Source organism: Acidovorax sp. GW458-11-26-14-TSB4, from assembly GCF_059423865.1.
Genome location: NZ_JBWKYR010000008.1, coordinates 1 through 21133, shown reverse-complemented (window position 1 = coordinate 21133; position 21133 = coordinate 1). Strand labels below are relative to the sequence as shown.

General features: G+C 68.5%; 20 protein-coding genes and 1 pseudogene. 5 read left to right on the top strand and 16 right to left on the bottom strand.

Features of this window, described 5'->3' with window-relative positions; all coding sequences use genetic code 11:
- Position 1 precedes the first annotated feature (1 nt).
- From AC07X5_RS17515 to AC07X5_RS17480, 8 genes are all read right to left on the bottom strand, one after another.
- Positions 2-1252, bottom strand: a complete 1251-nt coding sequence (locus tag AC07X5_RS17515; protein WP_494771182.1) for an ABC transporter substrate-binding protein — start codon at positions 1250-1252, stop codon at positions 2-4.
- Between the two features lie 33 nt (positions 1253-1285).
- Complete coding sequence (locus AC07X5_RS17510; RefSeq protein ID WP_494771181.1) at positions 1286-2110, bottom strand: ABC transporter ATP-binding protein; 825 nt, start codon at positions 2108-2110, stop codon at positions 1286-1288.
- Positions 2107-3216 carry an acyl-CoA dehydrogenase family protein gene (locus tag AC07X5_RS17505; RefSeq protein WP_494771180.1) on the bottom strand — a complete coding sequence of 370 codons (1110 nt, stop codon included), beginning with the start codon at positions 3214-3216 and terminating at the stop codon, positions 2107-2109. Before AC07X5_RS17505 ends, AC07X5_RS17510 begins: the two co-directional genes overlap by 4 nt.
- Positions 3206-3802: a carboxymuconolactone decarboxylase family protein gene (locus tag AC07X5_RS17500; protein ID WP_494771179.1), complete on the bottom strand. Its 597-nt coding sequence runs from the start codon at positions 3800-3802 to the stop codon at positions 3206-3208. The genes AC07X5_RS17505 and AC07X5_RS17500 overlap by 11 nt, the downstream gene beginning before the upstream one ends.
- Positions 3803-3912: 110 nt before the next feature.
- Complete coding sequence (locus tag AC07X5_RS17495) at positions 3913-4947, bottom strand: cupin domain-containing protein (RefSeq protein WP_494771178.1); 1035 nt, start codon at positions 4945-4947, stop codon at positions 3913-3915.
- Positions 4948-5035: 88 nt separating this feature from the next.
- The gene (locus tag AC07X5_RS17490; RefSeq protein ID WP_409964103.1) at positions 5036-5977 is read right to left on the bottom strand and encodes a CysB family HTH-type transcriptional regulator; all 942 of its coding nucleotides are present in this window, start codon (positions 5975-5977) and stop codon (positions 5036-5038) included.
- Positions 5978-6041: 64 nt separating this feature from the next.
- Positions 6042-6839: a MetQ/NlpA family ABC transporter substrate-binding protein gene (locus AC07X5_RS17485; protein ID WP_494771177.1), complete on the bottom strand. Its 798-nt coding sequence runs from the start codon at positions 6837-6839 to the stop codon at positions 6042-6044.
- Between the two features lie 112 nt (positions 6840-6951).
- On the bottom strand, positions 6952-8046 hold the full coding sequence (locus AC07X5_RS17480) for a DUF6817 domain-containing protein (protein ID WP_494771176.1): 1095 nt from the start codon (positions 8044-8046) through the stop codon (positions 6952-6954).
- Positions 8047-8146: 100 nt separating this feature from the next.
- Between AC07X5_RS17480 and AC07X5_RS17475 the strand changes: the two genes are divergently transcribed.
- Together AC07X5_RS17475 and AC07X5_RS17470 are read left to right on the top strand one after the other, a co-directional pair.
- Complete coding sequence (locus AC07X5_RS17475) at positions 8147-8737, top strand: helix-turn-helix domain-containing protein (protein WP_494771175.1); 591 nt, start codon at positions 8147-8149, stop codon at positions 8735-8737.
- Positions 8734-9276, top strand: a complete 543-nt coding sequence (locus tag AC07X5_RS17470; protein WP_494771174.1) for a GNAT family N-acetyltransferase — start codon at positions 8734-8736, stop codon at positions 9274-9276. Before AC07X5_RS17475 ends, AC07X5_RS17470 begins: the two co-directional genes overlap by 4 nt.
- A 2-nt stretch (positions 9277-9278) precedes the next feature.
- Here AC07X5_RS17470 and AC07X5_RS17465 read toward each other — a convergent pair whose 3' ends face one another.
- Positions 9279-10178, bottom strand: coding sequence for a LysR family transcriptional regulator (locus AC07X5_RS17465; RefSeq protein ID WP_494771173.1), 900 nt, complete (start codon positions 10176-10178; stop codon positions 9279-9281).
- A 70-nt stretch (positions 10179-10248) separates the two neighbouring features.
- On the opposite strand from AC07X5_RS17465, the gene AC07X5_RS17460 reads away from it, so the two are divergent.
- Positions 10249-11103 (top strand): EamA family transporter, encoded by an 855-nt coding sequence (locus AC07X5_RS17460; RefSeq protein WP_494771172.1) that lies wholly within the window; start codon positions 10249-10251, stop codon positions 11101-11103.
- Positions 11104-11130: 27 nt separating this feature from the next.
- Positions 11131-11916: a GNAT family N-acetyltransferase gene (locus tag AC07X5_RS17455; RefSeq protein WP_409964091.1), complete on the top strand. Its 786-nt coding sequence runs from the start codon at positions 11131-11133 to the stop codon at positions 11914-11916.
- Between the two features lie 810 nt (positions 11917-12726).
- Here the strand turns inward: AC07X5_RS17455 and AC07X5_RS17450 are convergent.
- From AC07X5_RS17450 to AC07X5_RS17425, 6 genes are all read right to left on the bottom strand, one after another.
- Complete coding sequence (locus tag AC07X5_RS17450) at positions 12727-13392, bottom strand: methionine ABC transporter permease (protein ID WP_184860667.1); 666 nt, start codon at positions 13390-13392, stop codon at positions 12727-12729.
- A gap of 13 nt (positions 13393-13405) precedes the next feature.
- On the bottom strand, positions 13406-14461 hold the full coding sequence (locus tag AC07X5_RS17445) for a methionine ABC transporter ATP-binding protein (protein WP_494771171.1): 1056 nt from the start codon (positions 14459-14461) through the stop codon (positions 13406-13408).
- Positions 14462-14894: 433 nt separating this feature from the next.
- A complete protein-coding gene (locus AC07X5_RS17440) occupies positions 14895-16103 on the bottom strand; it encodes an MFS transporter (protein WP_494771170.1) in 1209 nt (402 codons plus the stop codon).
- An 82-nt stretch (positions 16104-16185) separates the two neighbouring features.
- Positions 16186-17139 carry an ABC transporter substrate-binding protein gene (locus tag AC07X5_RS17435; RefSeq protein ID WP_494771333.1) on the bottom strand — a complete coding sequence of 318 codons (954 nt, stop codon included), beginning with the start codon at positions 17137-17139 and terminating at the stop codon, positions 16186-16188.
- 153 nt (positions 17140-17292) lie between these two features.
- Entirely contained in the window at positions 17293-18435 is a 1143-nt protein-coding gene (locus AC07X5_RS17430; protein WP_494771169.1) for an acyl-CoA dehydrogenase family protein, read from the bottom strand.
- The gene (locus tag AC07X5_RS17425; protein WP_494771168.1) at positions 18432-19250 is read right to left on the bottom strand and encodes a class II aldolase/adducin family protein; all 819 of its coding nucleotides are present in this window, start codon (positions 19248-19250) and stop codon (positions 18432-18434) included. The genes AC07X5_RS17430 and AC07X5_RS17425 overlap by 4 nt, the downstream gene beginning before the upstream one ends.
- 218 nt (positions 19251-19468) lie before the next feature.
- Between AC07X5_RS17425 and AC07X5_RS17420 the strand changes: the two genes are divergently transcribed.
- Positions 19469-20491 (top strand): ABC transporter substrate-binding protein, encoded by a 1023-nt coding sequence (locus tag AC07X5_RS17420; protein WP_494771167.1) that lies wholly within the window; start codon positions 19469-19471, stop codon positions 20489-20491.
- Between the two features lie 42 nt (positions 20492-20533).
- Here the strand turns inward: AC07X5_RS17420 and AC07X5_RS17415 are convergent.
- Positions 20534-21133 (bottom strand): annotated as a pseudogene (locus tag AC07X5_RS17415) (matrixin); the annotation flags it as partial.

Sequence of the window (21133 nt, the reverse complement as noted above, 5' to 3'; positions counted from 1 at the left end):
CTCAGGCGATGAGGGTTTCGCGCCGCGTGTAGTCGGACGGCACGCCGAACACGCCGGGCCCGCCCACGCTGTCGATGGCCTTGCGCACGAAGCGCGTGTCCACCAGGTCCTGTGCGACGAACGTCGGGTCGAGCCTGTCAAGGAAGCCGGTGTCGCCCTCTACCTTGGTGGCCTTGATGGAGCGCACCAGCTGCTCGGTGTACGAGGCGTAGGGGTACGGCTGGAAGTCGATGCGCCGCTGATGCCAGCCCTTGTTGCGCACGATGCCCTTGGCCTCATAGTCGGCATAGTCGGTGGCGGCCAGCACCTTGGCCAGCGTGCGCGCCGGGTGCGGCGTGTAGCGGCGCTCGCCCGTGCTGGACAGCAGCGATGCGGTCTCCAGCCGGTTGTCGCGCGTCCACAGCTGCCCTTGCACGATGGCGTTGGTGACGCGCTGCGACCACTCGGGCCGCTCGGCCAGGTCACGCTCGGCCAGGAAGGTGACGCAGCAGGCGTGGTCCTTCCACACATCACCCGAAAAGCGCAGGATCTTGCCCACGCCGGCCAGTTCGGCTGCGGCGTTGAAGGGCTCGGCCACGATGAAGCCGGCAATGGCCCTGGAGGCCAGGGCCGAGACCATTTCCGCCGGCGCCAGCACGACCAGGTTCACCTCCCTGGGGCCGATGGCGGCTTCGCGCGGACGCGTCACGGCCGAAAGCCCTTCCTTGCGCAGCACGTCCTGCAGCAGGATGTTGTGCACCGAGTACCAGAACGGCACCGCCACCGTCTTGCCGCCCAGCTCGGCGATGCTGTTCACCTCTGGCAGCACCGTGAGGGCAGAGCCATTGATGTGGTTCCAGGCCACGATCTTGGCCGGGAACCTGGAGCCGTAGCGCACCCACAGCGTGGCGGGCGTAAGCAGGTGGATGACATTGACCTGGCCCGCGACGAAGGCCTCGACGATCTGCGCCCAGGAGCGGAACAGCCGGGGCGCCTCGGTCTTGAGCCCTTGTTTCTCGAACAGGCCACGGCCGTGGGCCACCAGCAGCGGCGTGGCGTCGGTGATGGGCAGGTAGCCGATCTTCACGGGCTGGTCGTCGCCCTTGAAAGCCTGGGCGCGCGCCTCGTTGGCGAACAGCAGCGGCGCGGCGATGCCGCCGGTGGCCAGGGCGCCCAGGCGCAGCATGTCGCGGCGCGTCAGGCCACAGTCGCAGTGGCTCGATGCGCAGATGTGCGGGGCTACGGGCGGGCGCGCGGTGGTGCTCTCGGTCATGGTGATCGGCTCTTTCAAGGGTGGTTCATTCGGTCAGGGTGATGGGGTGGCGCCGGCATGCCGGGCAGCGTGCAGAGCACCCAGGATCTGCAGCCGCAGGGCGCCGGCCTCGGGCGAATCGGCCCTGCGCGGCCGGGCGGTGTCGACCCGCCATTCGCGCACGATGCGGCCGGGCCGCCCGCCCATGAGCACGATGCGGTCGCCCACGAGCAGGGCTTCATCGATGTCGTGTGTGACCAGCAGCGCGGCGGTCTGCCAGCGGTGCACCAGGTCCACCAGCAGTTGCTGCATCTCGGCCCGGGTGATCGCGTCCAGCGCGGAGAAAGGCTCGTCGGCCAGCAGCAGCACAGGCTCGCGCACCAGGGCGCGGGCCAGCGCCACGCGCTGCGCCATGCCGCCCGACAGCTGCGCCGGGAACAGCCGGCCCTGGCCCTGCAGTCCGACGGCGGCCAGCGCCTCGTCCACCCGCTGGCGCAGGGCGCCGCGCGTGAGGGTGGGCTGGTGCGTGAAGTCCAGGCCAAAGCCCACGTTGCGCTCGGCGTTGAGCCAGGGCAGCAGGGCCGGCTGCTGGAAGACCAGCGCCGCACGCGGGTGCGGGCGCAGATGCGGCGCGCCCATGAAGTGCAGCTGGCCGGTGGTGTGGGCCGCGTCCGCAGGCGCCTCGAGCCGGGCCAGCACGCGCAGCAGGGTCGACTTGCCGCAGCCGCTGCCGCCCAGCAGGCAGACGATTTCGCGCTGCCCGACAGACAGAGACACATCGGAAAACACCGCTTCGCCCGGGTCCTGCGCATAGCGAAAGCCCAGGCCCCGGGCCTGCACCACGGGCGTGTCCACGGCGGTGGCAGTGGTACCGGTCACGCCGCGTTGGCCGCAAGGGCCTGGGGTAGCGCAGCCGGGGTGGCTGCGGCATCGGCCTGTTGCTGCGCCCGCCGCGCCAGCTCGCCGCGCAACTGCATGACGCTGGGCGTGACGATGGGGATGAAGGCCGCCTCGCGCCAGTGGCGCGCGAAGCTCAGCGCCTGGTCGCGGTGGTAGGCCCGCCCGCCGCTGGCCTGCAGCTCGAGCTGAACGGCCTGCTGCACGGTGTCGGCCAGGTCCAGCCGCAGCTGGAACAGCAGCGCCGGCTGCTCCAGAAAGCGCCCGCTGGCCAGGCCCTCGCGCAGCGCGGCCACGCTGGCATCCAGGCGAGCGCGCTGGGTCTGCAGGGGTTCGTCGAGCACGCTGCGCCCTCCACGGCCACCGCCGGCCGCCTTGGCGGCCGTGGCCAGCGCGGCGCGCGCCAGGCCGATGGACAGCCCGCACTGCAAGCCCAGGAAGGCCGGGCGCACGCGCGGCAGGAAGGCGTTGGCATTGTCGTGCAGCAGATCGTCGGGCGAGACCTCCACCGCCGTGATGGTCAGCGACGCCGTGTTGCTGCCGCGCAGGGCGATCAGGTCCAGGTCGGCGCTGCGCACCAGGCCTGCCCGGCCCGAGGGCAGCGCCATGACCAAGGGCGGCGCATCGCTGCGGGCCACCACTGCCGCGGCCACGAAGCCTTCGGGCCGCAGGTTGGTGCACCAGGGCACACTGCCATCGAGCCACCAGCCTCCGGCCCGGGCCGTCGCCTGGATGCCCAGCGACTCGATGCCACCCAGGTACTTCATGGCGTTGGACAGGCCGGTGGCGCCTGCGTGCTCGCCCGCGATGAGCACCGGCAGCCAGCGCTGGCGCAGCGCCGCATTGGGCGACTGCAGCAGGTACTCGATGAACGCGCGGTGGCCCCAGAAGGCGAAGGCGGCCGTCAGCGAGTGGCCGGCCACCTGTGCGATCGACTCGACCGCATCCCACAGCGACCCGCCCTGGCCATCGACCGCGAACGCCCCGGCCCTGGCCAGGCGTGGCACGACCTCGGCCGCCAGGGTGCTGTCCTCGTCCAGGGCCTGCGCGCTCTCGGCAAACCAGGCGCTGTGCGACTCATGCAGCATGGGGGGCCGCCTGTGCGCTGGGGGTCTTCAGATTGCCGGGCAGGTAAGGCTGCAGCTCGGGGTTGACGGGGCTTTGCGCCAGGCTGTTGGCGAAGTTGCACAGGGTGGCCAGGCTGATGCCCAGCACCACCTCCAGCGCCTGCTGCTGGGTGAAGCCGCCCGCGCCCAGGAAGGCGGCGAGCGCGGCGTCCGGCACCGCCCCGCGCTGGGCGATCACGGCTTCGGCGAACACGCGCACGGCATCAAGCCGGGCGTCGCCGGTGGCCTGGCCGGCCTGGAGGGCCTGCGCCTGCTCCAGCGCAAGCCCCGCCTGCTTGAGCGCCACCGCCGTGTGCCCGGCCACGCAGAAGTCGCAGCCGTGAATGCGCGCCGCGGTGATCTGCACCACCTCGCGCTCGGCCAGCGTGAGCGTGCCGCGCGCATTGAGCTTGGCGACGCTGAGGTAGGTCTCCAGCGCCTCGGGCGAGTTGGCCAGGATGCCGATGAGGTTGGGCAGGAAGCCATTGTTGGCCAGGGCCCGTGCCACGAAGGGACGGCTGCCTTCGGGGGCGGAGGCTTCGGTGTGCAATGTGAGGCGGGTGGGCATGGCGGCGGGGTGTTTGCAGGGGTGGCGTGAAGGGGAGCGGAACGCGATGGAAGTCGAGGCTGGATTGTTGGCGTGCGGCGCCGCGCACTCAATGACCGAAGATCGCGGCTTTATGCCTGTTCGTGCGCGCCGGTGGCGGCCGTTGCGGCGGCTGCGCGCCGTGGGTCGCGCGAACGCGCGCGCTGCCAGGCACCCGGCTGTTCGCCGATCACCCGCTTGAAGGCGCGCGAGAACGCGGCATACGACTCGTAGCCCACCGCCTCGGCCGCGCGGCCGATGGATTCGCCCTGCTCGAGCTGGCGCGCAGCCACCTGCATCCGGAGCAGCAACAGGAATTGCAGCGGCGAGCGCCCGCAGGCCTCGCCGAACTGGCGAAAGAACGCGGCCCGCGAAAGGTGCACACGGCGCGCCATGTCATCCACCGACCAGGGGTGCGCGGGGGCCTGCAGCATGTCGGCCACCAGCGCGGCAAAGCCCGGCCGGCGCAGCAGCAGCCACAGGCCGCGTGCGCCGGGATCGCTCTGCGCCACGTGCCGAAACGCGTAGAAGAACAGCAGGCCGGTGAGCCGGTCCATCACGGCCGAGGGCTCGGTGCCGGTACGGCGCGCTTCCAGCAGCATCAGGTCGAACAGCGAAGCGGCGGCGGCCATGGAGGCGTCCGAGCCGCGCAGCACCAGCGACTCGGGCACCACATCGGCCACCAGTGCGCGCAGCGGCCCCTCGAACGAGAAGAAGCCGCAGGCGAGCGCCGTGGACCCCAGGGTCGGGCGTGCGGCCAGCGCCTGCATGGCCATCGGCCTGCACTCGATGCCGGGGTCGGAATACGGCGAGAGGAAATGCGGCACGTCGCGCATCAGGAACACGCCGTCGCGCGGCACCAGCGCCACCGATGCGCGCCCGGGCATGTGCAGCCAGCAGCGGCCCTCAAGGATCAGGTGGAAGCTGGCCTGCGCATGCCCCGCGGTGGAGGCCTTCCAGCGCCCGCAGTACTGCCCCACATGGAACAGCTGTGCGCCCCAGTCCAGGCCGTCGAGCAACCAGCCCACCACGCGGTCCAACTGCTGGGAGTCGGCGTCGCCCGTGCCCTCGCCCTCTGGGGCGTGCGCGCCGATGGATGCTTGTTGTCGTCGTTGAACCGTGGCCATGGGCCGAGTCTGCTGCCCGGCGGCCTGCGCAGCAACGAACGAATCCTTCTGAACTTATGAGAAAGCTGGCCTTGGCGCAGGGGGTGCCCTACTCCAGCGGCGTGCCGGTGGCGCGCACGGCCTTTTCCACCGCCTCGCGCTGCAGCGTGGGCGCAAAGGTCTCGATGAAGCTGTAGGCATAGCCGCGCAGCCAGGTGCCCTTGCGCACGGCCAGGCGGGTGGTGTTGACCTCGAACAGGTGGCGTGCGTCGAGCGCACGCAGCTGGCGGTCGCGCTCGGGGTCGACGGCGATGGAGGCGACGATGCCCACGCCCATGCCCAGCTCCACATAGGTCTTGATCACGTCGGCGTCCATGGCCGAGAGCACGACGTCGGGGCGCAGGCCCTCGCGCGCGAAGGCCTCGTCGATGTGGGCACGGCCGGTGTAGCCCAGCTCGTAGGTGATGATGGGGTACTCGGTGAGCTGCTGCAGCGTGACCGGCTCGGTCAGCGCCAGCAAGGGGTGCTCGGGCGGCACGACGATGCTGTGCGTCCAGCGGTAGCACGGCAGGGTGACCAGGGCCTCGTAGTGGGCCAGCGCCTCGGTGGCCACGCCGATGTCGGCCTCGCCGCTGAGCAGCATCTCGGCCACCTGCTTGGGCGAGCCCTGGTGCAGGTGCAGCGAGACCTGCGGGAACATGGCGCGGAAGTCGCGCACCACTTGGGGCAGCGCATAGCGTGCCTGGGAGTGCGTGGCGGCAATGGCCAGCCGGCCTTCGTGGCTGGCGCTGTAGTCCTGCCCGGCGCGGCGCAGGTTGTCGGCGTCGTGCAGCAGGCGCTCCACGATGGGCAGCACGGCCGCGCCCGGCGGTGTGAGGCCGGTGAGGCGCTTGCCGGCGCGCACGAAGATCTCGATGCCCAGCTCCTCCTCCAGCTCGCGGATCTGGCGGCTCACGCCCGGCTGCGAGGTGTAGAGGATGTTGGCCACCTCGGTCAGGTTGAAGCCGCTGCGCACGGTCTCGCGCACGGAGCGCAGTTGCTGGAAGTTCATGGTGTGTCTCGCAAGCTCGTCAATGAAAAAGGGCGGCCTGCCGCCGCCCTTTCGTGTGCCGGGCTCAGAAGCCTGGCAGCACCGAGCCCTTGAACTCGGTCTGGATGAACTTGCGCACTTCTTCCGAGTGGTAGATCTTGACCAGCTGGTTCACCCAGGGCTTGCCCTTGTCGGCTTCGCGCACCACCAGCACGTTGACGTACGGGCTCTTGGCGTTTTCCTGCGTGATGGCGTCTTTGCCGGGGTTCAGGCCCGCCGACAGCGCGAAGTTGGTGTTGATGGCCGAGGCATCGAGATCGTCGAGCGAACGGGGCAGTTGGGCGGCGTCGAGCTCCACGAACTTGAGCTTCTTGGGGTTGCTCACCACGTCCAGCGGCGTGGCCTTGAGGCCGGCGCCGTCGCGCAGCTTGATCAGGCCCTTGTCCTGCAGCACCAGCAGCACACGGCCGCCGTTGGTGGGGTCGTTGGGAATGCCGAACTTGGCGCCTTCCTTCAGGTCTTCGAGCTTCTTGACCTTCTTGGAATACAGGCCGATGGGGAAGTTGACTGTCTGGGCCACCGACACCAGCTTGTAGCCGCGGTCCTTGACCTGGTTGTCCAGGTAGGGCTGGTGCTGGTAGCTGTTGGCGTCCAGGTCGCCTGCGGCCAGGGCGGCGTTGGGCTGCACATAGTCGCTGAACTCGACGACCTGGATCTTGAGGCCTTCCTTGTCGGCAATCTTCTTGACCACTTCGAAGATCTGCGCGTGCGGGCCGCCCGTCACGCCGATCTTCAGGGGCTTGTCCTGCGCCATGGCGCCCGTGGCGAAACCGGCGGCCAGGGCCAGGGCGAGAGCGGATTGCAGGAGGGAGCGCTTGTTCACGGAAACACCTTTCGTTATGAGATGTTTCAACTATAGGGTTTGCCCTTTAAAACGCAAAAGAATAACTTTTAATTACCTTAGATCCATTAGATATAAAGCCGTCAATCTGGCGTCAACCCCGCAGCGCCACGTTGTTGAGCTTGTCCAGGCGCTCGGGCCAGGTGCCCTCAGTGGCCGATTGCTGCAGGATGCGCGTCCACGCCACCCAGGCATCCCACTGCACGCGCTTGTCCCACGAGTTGCCCCAGGCGCTGAACTGCTGCAGCGCGCTGGCCGCGGCGGCAGCGGAATCCGCATTGCGCCCGGCCGACAGGTAGAGCTGGGCCAGCACCATCTGCGGCTCGCCTACCCAGGGGTTGTGGCGCACCGCGCTTTCCAGCACGGCGGTGGCCACGTCCAGGTCGGCCAAGGGCTGGTCCTGCTGGATCACCGACCAGTACAGGGAGGTGGCCGCGGCCTCGTCGGTGGCCGACAACTCGGCCGTGCAGCCGTTGAAGACGGGCGGCATGGGCAGCAGGCCCTTCAGGCCCGGGTGCTGCAGCGCCCGGCCCAGCGCATTGATCTGGCTGACCATGCGGCCGCTGGGACGCATGGGGCCGGGCCAGAGCGAGGCCGCCCAGTGCACGGCCTGCGGGCGCTGCTGCACGGTGGGGAAACGCGAATAGATGTCGTCCTGCCAGCTGAACCACTGTTCGATGGTGTCGGCCATGCTGACGATGGTGAAGGCCGCCACCTCGTAGGGCGTGAGCGTGTGGGGCTTGCCGTCCTTCTCCAGAACCAGGCTGCCATCGGATTCGAGTGCGCCGGCCAGCACGCGATGCACGAACTGCGTGCGCGACTGGGTGCAGAACAGGTAGACCAGGTGCTCGGCCGATTCGCCCGCGATCTCGCGCACGCGGGCGCGTTCCCTGGCGGGGTCGAACTTCACCAGGTCCACGAAGGCATTGCCGTAGACGCTGTGCAGCAGGCCCAAGAGGCGCACGTCGCGCGGCTGCTGCCACATGGCCAGCGAGCGTGCCACGCCCGCCAAGTGGTGGCGGAAGGTGCCGGCCTTGTGCCAGTCCTGCCCCACATTGCGCGCCAGCACCACAGGCAGCACGGGGGCCAGGTCGGCGTCGCGCGCAAGCCATTCCTCGTCGAGCAGGGGCAAGGCGCGGGCCAGCAGGCCGGCATCGAGCGGTTGCAGTGGCAGCAGCGTCGTCGTCACGGTGTCTCCTTATGGGTATGTCTTGTCCCAAGTATCGCCGCGAAGGCATGTTCGCACATCAATCCAACATACTGGATTAAAAATCCATTAAACTGGAACCATGGACATCCACACCCGCATTGCCCAAAGATTGCGCGAACTGCGCGACGCTCGCGGCTACTCCCTGGAGGCTTTGGCCGAGCGCAGCGGCGTGAGCCGCTCCAACATCTCGCTGATCGAGCGCGGCCAGAGCAGCCCCACAGCTGCGGTGCTCGACAAGCTGGCCGTCGGCCTGGGCGTGGCGCTGGCCTCGTTCTTCGATGATGGCACCCCGGCCACCGAGCCGCCCTCGCCCTTCATCCGCGCGGGCGACCAGCCCCTGTGGCGGGACCCGGCCTCGGGCTATGTGCGGCGCCGGCTGTCGCCGCCCTCCCCCTCGCCGCTGCAGCTGGTGGAGGTGGTCTTCCCCGCAGGCCAGCGCGTGGCACTGGATTCGGCCGTACACGACGCCGACATCCACCAGCAGGTCTGGCTGATCGAGGGTGCCATGGACCTCACGGTGGGCGAGGCTACCTGGCACTTGCAGGCCGGCGACTGCCTGGCCATGCGGCTGTCGCAGCCCATCGTGTTCCACAACCCCACCCAGCAGGACGCGCGCTACCTGGTGGCGCTGGCCACCCTGCCCTTCCAACCCACCCGGAGAACGCCATGAACGCCGTCACCACCGACACAACCATCACCGTGCGCCGCCTGGGCGCCAACGAGGCCGCCGCCAGTGCCGAGGCCCTGGCCGAGGTGCTGATCGACTGCGTGCATGGCGGTGCATCGGTGAGCTTCATGGCGCCCTTGCCGCACGACAAGGCCCTGGCCTTCTGGCGCGGCGTGGCCGAGGGCGTGGCGCGCAACGAGCGCGTGCTGCTGGTGGCCGAGAGCGCTGGCGATGGCATCGTGGGCACGGTGCAGCTCATCACCGCCATGCCCGACAACCAGCCCCACCGCGCCGACGTGGCCAAGATGCTGGTGCACCGCAAGGCACGCCGCCAGGGCGTGGCGCAGCGCCTGATGGCCGCGCTGGACGATGCGGCGCGCAGCGAAGGCAAGAGCGTGCTGGTGCTGGACACGGTGACCGGCGGCGACGCCGAGCGCCTGTACGAGCGCGCGGGCTGGCAGCGCGTGGGGACCGTGCCGCGCTATGCGCTGATGCCCGACGGGGCGTTCTGCGGCACTACTTTTTTCTACAAGCACCTCTGAGGTCAACGGGCTGACAAGGCCTGCAGCGCATCGAGCACCGCACGCGTGGCCGCGCCGCGCGCCTGGTCCGTGCGGCAGGCCAGGCCCAGCTCGCGCAGCAGCGGCGGATGCAGCGGGTGCACCTGCAGGCCGGCGTTGTCGGGGTCGTCACGGCGTACCTCGGGCTGCTCCAGCGGCAGCAGGGCCGCGCCCTGCCCGGCCGCAACCAGGCTGCGCAGTGCCAGGGGGTGGTTGAGCTCCATGCGCGGGCGCCCGTGCAGCCCGGCCTGGGCGAACCAGGCGGCGATCAGGCGGTGCATCTGCGTGGCGGGGCCGAACGACATCCAGGGGTGTTCTGCCAGCCACTCGGCCGTGATACGCCGGGGCGCCTTCCAGCCCGGCGGCAGCAGCGCCACCATGGGGTCGCTGCGCCAGTGCTGCACCTGCACCTGCCCGGTGGCGGCCTGCGGCAGGGCGACGATGGCCAGGTCCAGCGTGCCCGCCGCGAGGCGCGCCATGGCCTCGGCAGAGCCGAGCACATCGAGCCGCACGTCCACACCCGGGCTCTGGTGCGCCAGCATGTCCACCAGGCGCGGCAGCAGGTGCGGGCTGACGCCGGCCGTGGTGCCCAGGCGCACCAGGCCTTCCAGGCCCCGGGCGCGGCGGCGCACCTGCTCCACCACCTCGTCGGCGCCAGCGAGCAGGCGGCGGCCACCTGCCACCAGGGCCTCGCCCGCGGGCGTCAGGCTGGCCTGCCTGCGGCCGCGCACCACCAGCTGGGCGCCGAGGCGCGATTCGAGCTCGCTGATGTGCAGGCTTACCGTGGGCGGCGCCAGGTGCAGCGCCTGTGCGGCGGCGGCCAGGGTGCCCAGGTCGGCAATGGCCACCAGGGTCTGCACTTGGTCGAGGTTAAGGTTACGCATCAGAAATCCTGAATCTAGCAGTCATTGAATTCAACTTTACAGATGTCTGAGCCGGCAAGACCATCCCCGGATGCTGAGCAATGACGTTTTTTTCATCGTGCTGCTGTCCGCCGTGCTCAACGCAGGCTGGAACAGCGCCATCAAAATCGGCGGCGACTGCACCACCGCCATGGCCCTCACCACCCTGGTCGGCAGCGCGCTGTCGCTGCTGGCCCTGCCCTGGGTGGAACTGCCGCCCATGGCCCCGGCCTGGGGGCTGCTGGCGCTGTCCATCGCCATCCACACGGCTTACCACTTTGCGCTGCCGCTGGCCTACAACCATGGCGATCTGGGGCAGGTCTACCCCATCGCGCGCGGCTCGGCGCCCGTGATGGTGATGGCGGGTGGTGCACTGCTCGCCGGTGAATGGCCAGGTGCCGGCAGCCTGCTGGGGGTGTTGTGCCTGTGTGCCGGTGTGCTGTCGCTGGCGCTGCTCAAGAAGGCCGGCCCGAAAGCCCACCACCGCAAGGCCGTGGGCTATGCGCTGCTGACCGGCACATTGATCGCTGCCTACACCGTGGTGGACGCACTCGGCGCCCGGCAGTCCGGTGCCGCCATCGGCTTCGCGGTGCTCGTCACGCTGGGCGATGGCATGGCCACGGCGCTCATCGTGCTGTGGTGGAAGGGGCCGCGCGCCTTTGCCGTGGACCGCCGCGCGCTGCAGCTGTGTGCAGCCGCGGGCGCCATGCAGATGGGCGCCTACTGGACCGCCGTGTGGGCCCTGGCGCGTGCGCCCATGGGGCAGGTGTCGGCCCTGCGCGAAACCAGTGTGCTGCTGGTGGCGCTGGTCTCGGCCTGGGTGCTCAAGGAGCGCGTCGGGCCGGGGCGCATCGTGGCGGCCGTGCTCGTGTTCGCGGGCATTGCGGGCATCCGGCTGGGGGCGTGATGTCGCATGCAGTTGGTATAAGGAGGAATGCCTTTCGATACGCCTTCCAGCCTGCACACCCCCGCCCATCCCGATACCGTTCGCGCCCTTGAAGAACGCGCCTTCAATGCCTGGCCCGCGCGCCAGAGTGTGCTGCAGGGCGGCTGGGTGTTCCGCCTGTCGGGCGGCTTCACCAAGCGCGCCAATTCGGTGAATGCCATCGAGGCAGGTGCGTCGTTCAGTGGCGTGCGCGCCGCAGCCGAGGTACTGTATGCGCGGCACGGGCTGCCGCCGGTGTTCCGCATGTCACCCCTGGCGCCTGCGCAAGCCGACCAGGAACTGGCTGACGCCGGCTACACGCACTTCGACCCTTCCCTGGTGATGGCCAGCGCCGGACTGGACGCGGCGCGGGCCCATGCCGGCGTGCAGATCGATGCGACGCCTTCGGCCACCTGGCTCGATGGCTTTGCCGCGGCCAATGGGGTGCGTGCGCAGTACCACGCCATGCACCACGGCATGGTGCATGCCATCGCCCTGCCCTGTGCGTTTGCCAGCCTGCGCGATGGCGCGGGCCAGACCATCGGATTCGGGCTGGCGGTGCTGGAGCGTGGTTCCATCGGGCTGTATGACATCGTGGTCGAGCCTGCCTTCCGTGGACAGGGGCATGGGCGAGCGTTGGTGGGTGCGCTGCTGCAGTGGGGGCGGGATGCGGGGGCTGTGTCGGCTTATCTGCAGGTGCGGGCGGTCAATGAGGTGGCTCGGCGTTTGTATGCGGGGTTGGGGTTTACCGAGGTGTATGGGTACCACTATCGCATTCCGCCGTTGAAAAGCTGATGGTGATGGTCGCTGTGTGCTTTGGTTGAAGGCCGGGTCAGGTCTCGGTCCCGCGGCCTTGGTTGCTGCGTGCCTTTGCCAAGTGCGGGAGCCGGGTCTCGGCCCGGCGGCCGAGGTACCTTTCTTTGCGTCGCCAAAGAAACGTACCCCAAAGAAAGGCGACCCCGCTGCCCGTGTCCCCCTCGCCGCAGGCGAGGGGGCAGCCTGCGATGCTCGGTCCTGGGGTGTGCCGCAGAACTCGCTACGTTCTTCGAACTCCGCTCAGACAGCTGCGGCAAGCTTGACAACGATGCGCGTGTCCTTCGGCACGCGCTCACCCCAGGCCCTGCGCTTCTCGGCACGGTCAGAAGGGGTGGATACCAACACGGGCCATTGCTTCGCTCGGCCGTGTGGTCCTTCGCTGCGCTCGGCTCGCCAGGGTGGCTGTGCCGCCCGTCGGCAGCGCGCAGCGCGTAACCGACACCCGGCGCCGCTGCGCAAGCAGCAGCCGTGTGGTACCCGCTCCCCACCCCTTCTGGCTGCGCCGAGAAGCGCAGGGCCTGGGGTGGGCGTGTGTGCCGAAGGACACACACGCTTCGTGATCTGGCTCGTCGCGGATGTTTGAGCGGAGTTCGAAGAACGTAGCGAGTTCCGCGACGCCACCCCAGGACCGAGCATCGCAGGTTGCCCGTAGCGAAGCGAAGGGACGCAGACAGCGGGGCGCTGTTTCTTTGCCTACTTTCTTTTTGCGCAAAAAGAAAGTAGGTGCGCCGCCGGGCGCACATCCCGGCTCCCGCCCTCAATCAAGGCATGCGGCAACCACCACAGAGACTAGCGATGGCTCAGCCTACGCACAGCCCAATCCCCCAAACTCTGCACCGCCTGCACAAAAAAGATCAACACCAGAACCACCGCCAGCATGATCTCCGGCAAGAACCGCTGGTACCCATACCGGATCCCCAGATCCCCCAACCCACCACCACCAATGGCCCCCGCCATGGCAGAGTAGCCGGTCAGGCTGACAAAGGTAATGGTCAGCCCAGCAACGATACCAGGCAAGGCCTCAGGCAACAGCACCTTCCAGACAATCTGGCTGGTGGTCGCGCCCATGGCCTGGGCGGCTTCGACCAGCCCATGGTCCACCTCGCGCAACGCAGCCTCCACCAGCCGCGCAACAAAAGGAGCAGCAGCAATGGTCAGCGGCACCACGGCCGCAGCCGTTCCGATGGAAGAGCCCGTGATGAAGCGCGTGAACGGAATGATCGCCACCAGCAGGATGATGAAGGGCGTGGAGCGCACCGCATTCACCAGCCAGCCAACGAGCTTGTTGACCGGCCCGTTCTGCAGCACGCCGCCGTGGTCGGTGAGGCGCAGGAACACGCCCAGCGGCACGCCGATGAGGCCGCCGACGATGCCCGAGATGCCCACCATGATGAGCGTCTCCCACAGGGACGAGGCAAAGAGTTCCAGCATGGCCGGAGTGAAATGGTCGAACATGGTCTTTGCTCCCTCAGGTCTCGATCGTGACTTCTTCGACGGCCACGCCGCCGGCGCGCAGGTGTTCCACTGCACCGCGCAGGCGCGCGGGCTCGCCGCTGGCATACACGGCGAGCGAACCGAAGGTCTCGTCCTGGATCTCGTCGACCTGGCCGTGCAGGATGCTCATGTCCACGCCGAACTCGCGGATCAGCTGAGACAAGATGGGCTGGTAGGCGCTGTCGCCCGAGTACGACAGGCGAAGCAGGCGGCCTGCGTTGCCGGGCGCCGTGGTGGCCAGTTGGCTGGTGAGCTTGCGCACGTGGTCGAGCACGCTGGCGGGCAGCTCCTGCGGCAATATCTCATCGATCAGGCTCTTGGTGATGGCCTGCTGGGGCCGGGTGAACACCTCCAGCACGCGGCCCTGCTCCACGATGCGGCCGGCCTCGATCACGGCCACCCGGTCGGCGATCTGCTTGATGACCTGCATCTGGTGGGTGATGAGCACCACCGTGAGGCCCAGCTCGCGGTTCACCTGGCGAAGCAGGTCGAGGATGGAGCGCGTGGTCTCGGGGTCCAGCGCCGAGGTGGCTTCGTCCGACAACAGCACCTTGGGGCGGCTGGCCAGCGCGCGCGCAATGCCTACGCGCTGCTTTTGCCCGCCGCTGATCTGCGCCGGGTAGCGCTTGGCCAGGGCCGACAGGCCCACCAGTTCCAAGAGCGGGTTCACGCGCTCGCGGATGGCGGCCTTGTCCATGCCCGCCAGCTCCAGCGGCAACGCGGCGTTGTCGAACACCGTGCGCGAGGACAGCAGATTGAAGTGCTGGAACACCATGCCGATGTCGCGCCGCGCCTCGCGCAGTTGCGCGTCGTCGAGCTTGGCCAAGTCACGGCCATTGACGATGACCTCGCCCTTCGTGGGCCGGTTGAGCAGGTTGATGACACGCACCAGCGAGCTCTTGCCCGCACCGCTCTTGCCGATGATGCCGAAGACCTCGCCAGCCTCGATGTGCAGGTCGATGCCCTTGAGGGCTTCCACCGGGCCTTGGGGGCCCGGGTAAATCTGGGTGATACCCCGTAAGTCGATCATGAAACGCAAAGGGCCGCCGTGCCCTGTCTAAGAACCTGTTCAAGATCTTTTTGCAGCCGCGCAAGTCCCTTTTCGGGATGGGATGCAAGGCGCGGTGTGCAGTTGATAGCTCGGCTATCAACAAGCGCCGCAACGCCGCAGACCGCCCGAAAACCGAAGGTTTCGCCGAAGGCAAAAGGCACTTGCCCTTCGGTTTGGAGTGAAATCGGGCGATTGGACGCCCCGGCTGCTTGCATGGGCACGAGCCCATGCGGCGCACCCGAAGCATCCACTCATCCCGATTGCACTCCAACGCGGCTGTAAAAAGATCTTGAACAGGTTCTAAGGGTCCGGCCCTGGATGAAAAGGATAAGGGAATGTACTATTGCAACATAAAGAAACCAACTATCAAAAAATTGGGTAATAAGACAGTTTGGTTATTTAGACGCTGAAATCAGGCGGTCGTGCCCTGCACAACCCGCCCATTGACCCTGCGCGAGACCAGCACACCCAGCACCACCACGCACACGGCGGCTATGGAGAAAACCTGAGCGATCCAGCCCCGGTCCACACTGGCCGCAACGGCCAGAACCCCCAGCGACTGGCCCAGGAACAGCAGGCAGGCGAACAGCGTGACCGCCGTGCCGCGCGCCTCGGGCGCCATCTGTGTGGCCTGCACCTGCAAGGTGTTGTGCAGCATGTAGAAGCCCAGGCCGGCAGAGAAGCAGCCCAGCACCGCCAGGGGTACCAGCGGTGCCCAGGCCAGCAACAGCAGCCCCCCGCCGATCATCGTTGCGCCCAGCAATGCCAGGCCTTTCTCACCCAGCATGGCCAGCCAGCGGCGCGCCATGAGGCTGTAGACCAGCCCGCCCACGCCATACAGCACCATCACCCCGCCCGCCGCCGATGGGGACAGGCCAAAGCCATCGACCATGCGTGCCGGCACGAAGGCCATGGTGCCAAAGCCCAGGGCCCCCTCCACCGCAACGATGGCCAGCACCCAGCGCACGCGCGGCATGCGCAGCAGGCGCCTGGTGGTGGCCAGATAGGCCGGCAGCGAGAATGGCGCTGGCTCTGCCGCCGCTTCACCGGATGCGACCGCACGTGCCGCTGTAAGGCGCACCTGGCGCAACAGCATGGTGGCGGCGCTAAGGAACAACAATGACAACACGGCAAACGCCAGGCGCCAGCCCAGGACCTCCACGGCGAAGCCGCCGAACCACTGGCCGGCCATCATCCCCGAGACGGTGGCCACCATGAGCCGGGCCAGCGTTTCCTGGCGCTGCTCATAGGCCACGCTGTCCCCGATCCAGGCCATGGACAACGGGATGATGCCGGCCGCCGCTGCACCCATGAATGCGCGTGAAGCCACCAGCATCGGCAGTGTGGGCGCCAGCGCCGTGATGGCGCTGAACACCGCGCAGGCAAACGTGGCACTGATGATCACGCGCACCTTGCCAAAGCGGTCGCCCAGCGGGCCGTAGAACAGCTGCAGCACGCCATAGGCCACAGCGAAGGCGGCGATCACGGCCGAGGCATCGCCCGTGGTGACCTGGAATTCGCGGGACAAGGCAACCAGCATGGGGTCGCAGATGCGCATGGACGCCATGCTGGCAAAAGCAGCCACACTGATCAGGCGCAGCATCGTCGAGGAAGAATTCATAGGCGCCGATTGTGCGGCGCGGCGCGCAAGGCTGCTGGCGCAGGACGAAATGCCCCGGCATGTGGGGCCACAGGGCCAGGTGTCAGGCTTTTCCGGTGTTGAAGCGGGTATCGAAGGTGGCGCGCACGTCCAGCCGCTGCTTGATGAGGCCGGCCGCCAGGTAGAAATCGGCCGTGCGCTGCTGGTCGGCGATCACCTGGGCGTCGATGTCCTGCCAGCGCGTGGCGCGGCGCTCGAACTGCAGCTGCGCGGCATCGGCGGGGATGCCGATGATGCGCGCCAGCGACTGGCCAAAGGGCTTGGCGTTCTTGTACGACCAGACCTGCGCACGCTCCACGCGCTCCTTGAAGTCCTGCAGCACGGCTGCCTTCTCGGCCAGGGCCGCATCGGTCGCGGCCAGGTAACTCAGCCCGGTCCACAGGCCACGCCCGTTGACCAGCACGCGCGCATGGCCGCTGGTCTCGGCCAGCGCGGTGTAGGGTTCCCAGGTGGCCCAGGCGTCCACCGAGCCCTGGGTCAGGGCCAGTTTCGCATCGGCCGGGGGGATGAAGCGCAGTTGCACGTCATCGGCCTTGAGGCCAGCGGATTCCAGCGCCTTGAGCGTGACGAAGTGCCCGATGGAGCCGCGGTTGGTGGCAATGCTTTTGCCCTTGAGGTCGGCCGCGGTCTTGAGCTGCGAATTGGGCGCCACCAGCACCGCCGTGCCATAGGCATCGGAGCGGCTCACGGCAAAGGCCTTGACGCGGCTGCCGGCCGCCAGGGTGAACAGCAGCGGCGCATCGCCGATGGGGCCGAAGTCCACGGCATTGGCATTGAGCGCCTCGGCCAGCGGGGCCGCGGCAGGGAACTCGCTCCACTTGATGTTGTAGGGAAGGTTCTTGAGTTCGCCAGCGGCATCGAGCAGGGCCTGCAGCCCGCCCTTCTGGTCACCCGCGCGCAGCAACACACGCGACTGGGCATGCGTGAGCACCGGCGAGAGGAAGGAACTGGCGGCGACGGACGCGGTGAGCAAATGGTGGAATTGGCGGCGCAGCATGATGGCGTTGGACAAGAAGTGATCGGATTGGACAGGCTTCATTGCAGCACCCGCGGCGCGCCAGGCCAAAGAAGCCTTGCATCCATGGATATGCGGTTTTCGCATGCAGCGGACATCCGTCCGGGGTCGGCACCCCGGGACCGCATTGCCCTGTCACACCAGAGCCGCTCTGCCGGCGGCCACGAGCACGCTGTCGTCCTGCGGCGTGTGCACGCGCCCGCACAGCACATCGCGCAGGTGGCGCTCCAGCGGATTCCTGCGCGCCAGGCCATGGTTGCTGGTGAGCGACAGCGCCGCTTCCACTGCGCGCACGGCATTGTGGGTGGTGGTGGACTTGATCAGTCCGCTGTCCACCGAGGGCACCACAATGCCGGCATCCAGGTCGGCCGCCAGGCCAGCCAGCAGGCGGTCGTTGGTGAGCAGCCGGCCCTCGATGGCACCCACGGCCTCCTGCACGCGCGGCAGGCTGGCCAGCGGCGCGCCCAGGCTGGCGGGGGTGCGCGTGCGCAGGAAATCGAGCAGCCACGCACGCGCGGCCCGCGCCACGCCGGTGTAGAGCGAACCGAGCAGCAGCACCATTTCGGCCTGTGTGGCGTGGTCGCCGCGTGACCAGTCCTGGGGCAGGCGCAGCTCCAGCGCATGCTGGGCCGGAACAGGCACGCCATCGAAATGCACGTCATGGCTGCCGCTGGCGCGCAGGCCCAGGTGGTCCCAGGTGGGCTCGATGCGGACCCCGGGCGCGCCCGCCCGCACCAGAAAGGCGCCAGTGCGCGGGACGTCTTCATCGGTCCTTGCCCACACCACGTACCAGCGCAGGATGGGCGCGCCGGTGGAATAGATCTTGTGCCCGCTGATGCGCCAGCCATCGCCGGCGCGCCGCGCCACCGTGGCCGGCAGCCCGCCGCGTGCGGGCGAGCCCAGCTCGGGCTCCACGCGCAGGGCGTTGGCCAGCGAGACTTCACGCACCGACTCCTGCACCAGTTGGCGCGCCAGCGTCTCGGGCCAGGGCGAGCCCGCCCGGCCCATGGCGCGCTGCTGCATGTACTGCATGGTCAGCACCAGCGCAGTGGCCGCGCAGCCCTGGGCAACGGCGCCCACCACCTCGGCCAACTGGGCCAGAGAGGCGCCCTGCCCGCCCAGGTGGCGTGCGCCCGCCAGCGACAACAGGCCGGCCTGCTGCAGCTCGGCGAAGTTGCGGTGCGGAAAGCTGCCCTCGCGGTCATGCGCCGCGGCGCGCGCGCCGAACTCCACGGCCAGTGTGCGGGCCAGTTGGCCTGCCGTGAGCGGCGCGTTCACTGCAGCACCTCGGGCTGCTCGCGCACCACAATGTCGAACAGGCTTTTGAAGGTGAAATGCGCCCCGCCCGGCCCGCCGATCTGCGAATGCGTGTGGCGCGCCACCTCGGGGCGGATGGGCCGGGGCACGCCCGCGGCCTCGGCCAGCAGCTGGGTGTGGCAGGCGTTCTCGAGCGCGATGTACCACCAGGCAGCCGCCTCCACCGAGGGGCCCGCCGTGAGGATGCCGTGGTTCTGCAGGATCACGGCCTTCTTGTGACCCAGGGCTTCACCGATGCGAAAACCCTCGTCGGTCTCCAGCACCACGCCGGTGAAGTCGTCGAACAGGGCGTGGTCCTCGTAGAAGATGCACGAGTCCTGCGTCAGCGGATCGAGCCGGCGGCCCAGTGCCGACCAGGCCTTGCCGTAGGTCGAATGCGTGTGCGCAGCGGCCACGATGTCAGGCCGCACCTCGTGCAGCGCGGCATGGATGGCAAAGGCCGCACGGTTCAGCGGGCCGTTGCCGACCACGATTTCGCCCAGGGAATTGACCAGCAGCAGGTCGGACACCTTGATCTGCGAGAAATGCAGGCCCAAGGGGTTGACCCAGAAATGGTCCGCCCACTCCGGATCGCGCGCCGTGATGTGGCCCGCCAGGCCATGGTCGAAGCCATGCTGTGCGAACAGGCGAAAGGCCACGGCCAGGTTCTCCTGCCGGTGGCGGCGCTCGGCCTGCACCGTGGGGCGCGCGGCGGGCGGGTCGAACCAGTCCTTGCGCTGGGGCACGGGGTTGCGGGCAGGCAGGTGGGGCGAATTCAGCAGCGTGGCAGAGGACATGGGGCGGCCTAGGGTGGGGGTATTGCCTGCCACCTTAAGGCCCGCCAGCCATCACGCCAACGAAGAAAACCGCGCGTGCACATTCGGTTTCAGCATGAGGCAGGCGCCAGCGCCGATCCGCCGGTTTCCGCATATCGTTGCTACGCAATGGTCGTTGGGGCCGGCAGGCGATTGCCGGAACCTTGGGGTTCCCGCAGAACGACGAAAGGACTTTCTCCATGCCATTTCCAACGACCTCCGGCACCCGCCGCCGCACCCTTTTGCGCGCCGGCCTGGGCGCCACCACGCTGGCGACCCTCGGCGCACCCGTGCTGGCGGCAGATGCCAACGATCTGTCCAAGGTCACGCTGCGCATCGGCACCTACAAGGGCCTGTGGCGCGCCCTGATCGCAGCCAGCGGCCAGGGCCAGACGCCCTACCGCATCGAATGGCGCGAGCTCAACAACGGCGTACTGCACATCGAGGCCATCAACGGCGATGCGCTGGACCTGGGCTCGGGCAGCGAGATCCCCGCCCTGTTCGCGGCACGCCAGAAGGCGCAGGTGCGCTTCATCGCCGTGGTGCGCGAAGACCTGAACAACCAGGTCACACTGGCGCGCAAGGACGCGCCGATCCAGCGCATTGCGGATCTCAAGGGAAAACGCGTGGGCTATGTGCGCGCCACCACCTCGCACTATTACCTGAGTCGGCAACTGGCCGAAGCCGGGTTGTCGTTTGCCGACATCAACGCGGTGAACCTCTCACCGGCCGATGGCCTCTCGGCCTTCGACCGGGGCGACCTGGATGCATGGGCCATTTATGGCTACAACGGCCAGCTGGCGCGGCTGCGCTATGGGGCGCGCGTGCTCAAGACGGGCGATGGCTACCTGTCGGGCAACTTCCCGGTCTATGCCAACCCCAGGTCCATTCAGGATCCGCTCAGGCACACCGCCATCAGCGATTACCTGCAGCGCCTGCGCCGCGCCTACCTGTGGGCCAACGGCAACTATCTGGCCTATGCCCGCGCGCAGTCCGAAGAGACGCGCGTGCCCGTGGGCGACCTGATCGAGCTGTGGAACAACCGCAGCACCGACTACGACCTGCGCGCCGTGGACGATGGCGTGGTCAGGGGCCACCAGGCCGTGGCCGACAGCTTTCTGCAATTGGGCGTGCTCGACGGTCCGGCCCAGGTGGCGCCGCTGTGGGACCGCAGCTTTGGCAGTGCGTTCACGGCCAAGGGCAACGCACAGTCACCCGCCTGAGTCTCCCGTGGTGGCCGTGCTGTGCAGGCCACCAGCGGGAAATCAGGCGAACTCCAAGCCCTTGGCCGTAAGCCCCACCAGATCGATGCGCACCGCATTGGCATCCAGGTGCGCGGCCATCACCACCAGGTCTGCGGCCGAGACCCCGCCGGCCATGATGTCGGTCAGGATCTTGAGCTCGGGCGCCGTGCCCGCACGGCCCACCACATTGGTCCACAAGGTCTGCGCGATCTGCGTGGGCGTGTTCGCACCCAGCAACTGCAGCCCCAGGCCCGCAATGGTCTGGCTGCTGGCCCCCGCATCGAGCAGGCGGATGACTTCGCCCACCACGCCCTTGTTGGACAAGGCGCTCGGGCCGGCCAGGGCTCCGAGCAGCTTGGCGGCTTCGCCCGCATGGCCATTCAGGTCCAGCGCCAGCTTGGTGTCGGTAAGGGTCACGCGCTCCACGTTGGTCACATCCAGCATCGCCCCGTCGGTCAGGCGCTGCAGGGTGGTGCTGCCGCTTGCGTTGTGCTGCACGAAGGTCTGGCCCAGGTTGGCCGGGATCACCACGGTATCGATGCCCGCACCGCCATCCACATACCGGGCCAGGCCCAGCGTGGGGGTGATGGTGTTGTTGCCCGCATCGCCGGTCACGGTGAC

Bases quoted from the DNA above. Each gene is read 5' to 3' on its own strand.
- AC07X5_RS17515 (WP_494771182.1), bottom strand. From the start codon at position 1,252: ATGACCGAGAGCACCACCGCGCGCCCGCCCGTAGCCCCGCACATCTGC.
- AC07X5_RS17505 (WP_494771180.1), bottom strand. From the start codon at position 3,216: ATGCTGCATGAGTCGCACAGCGCCTGGTTTGCCGAGAGCGCGCAGGCC.
- AC07X5_RS17500 (WP_494771179.1), bottom strand. From the start codon at position 3,802: ATGCCCACCCGCCTCACATTGCACACCGAAGCCTCCGCCCCCGAAGGC.
- AC07X5_RS17495 (WP_494771178.1), bottom strand. From the start codon at position 4,947: ATGGCCACGGTTCAACGACGACAACAAGCATCCATCGGCGCGCACGCC.
- AC07X5_RS17490 (WP_409964103.1), bottom strand. From the start codon at position 5,977: ATGAACTTCCAGCAACTGCGCTCCGTGCGCGAGACCGTGCGCAGCGGC.
- AC07X5_RS17475 (WP_494771175.1), top strand. From the start codon at position 8,147: ATGGACATCCACACCCGCATTGCCCAAAGATTGCGCGAACTGCGCGAC.
- AC07X5_RS17470 (WP_494771174.1), top strand. From the start codon at position 8,734: ATGAACGCCGTCACCACCGACACAACCATCACCGTGCGCCGCCTGGGC.
- AC07X5_RS17465 (WP_494771173.1), bottom strand. From the start codon at position 10,178: ATGCGTAACCTTAACCTCGACCAAGTGCAGACCCTGGTGGCCATTGCC.
- AC07X5_RS17460 (WP_494771172.1), top strand. From the start codon at position 10,249: ATGCTGAGCAATGACGTTTTTTTCATCGTGCTGCTGTCCGCCGTGCTC.
- AC07X5_RS17455 (WP_409964091.1), top strand. From the start codon at position 11,131: ATGCCTTTCGATACGCCTTCCAGCCTGCACACCCCCGCCCATCCCGAT.
- AC07X5_RS17450 (WP_184860667.1), bottom strand. From the start codon at position 13,392: ATGTTCGACCATTTCACTCCGGCCATGCTGGAACTCTTTGCCTCGTCC.
- AC07X5_RS17445 (WP_494771171.1), bottom strand. From the start codon at position 14,461: ATGATCGACTTACGGGGTATCACCCAGATTTACCCGGGCCCCCAAGGC.
- AC07X5_RS17440 (WP_494771170.1), bottom strand. From the start codon at position 16,103: ATGAATTCTTCCTCGACGATGCTGCGCCTGATCAGTGTGGCTGCTTTT.
- AC07X5_RS17435 (WP_494771333.1), bottom strand. From the start codon at position 17,139: ATGCTGCGCCGCCAATTCCACCATTTGCTCACCGCGTCCGTCGCCGCC.
- AC07X5_RS17425 (WP_494771168.1), bottom strand. From the start codon at position 19,250: ATGTCCTCTGCCACGCTGCTGAATTCGCCCCACCTGCCTGCCCGCAAC.
- AC07X5_RS17420 (WP_494771167.1), top strand. From the start codon at position 19,469: ATGCCATTTCCAACGACCTCCGGCACCCGCCGCCGCACCCTTTTGCGC.